Source organism: Streptomyces africanus (assembly GCF_002150735.1).
Classification (GTDB): Bacteria; Actinomycetota; Actinomycetes; order Streptomycetales; family Streptomycetaceae; genus Streptomyces; species Streptomyces africanus.
In genome coordinates, this window is the sequence record NZ_MUKA01000580.1 from 1 (window position 1) to 1,171 (window position 1,171).

1 pseudogene is annotated in these 1,171 nt (G+C 67.3%); it reads left to right on the plus strand.

Annotation, left to right across the window (positions count from 1 at the left end):
* Window positions 1–450 precede the first annotated feature (450 nt).
* Window positions 451–1,171: pseudogene (locus CCL05_RS42290) on the plus strand (site-specific integrase); the annotation flags it as partial.

Consider the following 1,171-nt stretch of genomic DNA (forward strand, 5'->3'; position numbering starts at 1 on the left):
CCGCCTGGCGTTGGCTCGGATCATGCTCGCGAAAGGCGGAGGCCTAGCGGACATCACCGCCGGGGACGCCTTCGAGTACTACAGCGAGTTACGGAAGTTGGTCCGTACCCAAGCCGGCGGCACCCTCTTCTACTCCTGGCTGCGAGACCTGGGGAATGTGCCGTCCGACGCCCCGGTGACCCTGCGTTTCCTCAACAAGGTCATGGGTCAGCTCACCTGCACGCAGCTGGTCGACCGTCACGGCGTGGCCTGCGCACCGATCCGCGAGCTGCTGATCGACTACCTGGAGGAACGCCGGCCACGGCTCGACTACAGCACTCTCGACAACCTCGCCCGCAACCTGACCCGGAACTTCTGGTCCGACCTGGAGATACACCATCCAGGCATCGACTCCCTCGACTTGCCGCCCGGGGTCGCCGCCGCNNGCGGCGGAAACGGCCGGACGGCACCGTGGAGGAGACGCTCGTCGAGCGTGCTGAATACGACCAGTTGCTCGTGGCGGTGCGGGCTCTCTACCTGGACATCGCCCGTTGGGCGGCCGAGGAACCCACCCGATGGGGACCTTGGGCAGCACCCTGCCCGATCAAGGAGGCTGAAGTCTCCAACCGCAAGCGCGTCAAGCGGCGCAAGGCCCGCATGGACCAGCGAACGCGCGAGCGACTGCCCGTCCTGGAGACCTTCGTCCGGGCTGCGGCCGATCACCACGCTCAGCAATCAGCCCGCCTCCAAGCCCTGCTCGCCGTCCCACCCGGTGCCACCTTCACAATCGGCGACGCGGTCTTCGTCCGCACCAAAAGCGCGACGACCGCCGGCGCGCGGGACGAGCAGGGTACTCTTCGCCATTTCGGTCAGGCCGAGCACCGGGCGTTCTGGGCCTGGGCCGCGGTGGAGTTCCTCCGCCACACCGGCGCCCGCATAGAGGAAATGCTGGAGATCAACCATCACGCGATGATCCAGTACAGGCTGCCCACCACCGGCGAGATCGTCCCGCTGTTGCAGATCGCTCCGTCCAAGACCGACCAGGAGCGAGTCGTGCTCGTCAGCCCAGAACTGGCCGACGTCCTGGCCACCGTCATCCGACGTGTCCGCGACCCGCGGACCGGGGCCATCCCGCTCTTGTCCGCCTACGACTATGAGGAACGCGTCTGGAACCCACCGTCCGCGCTGCGGT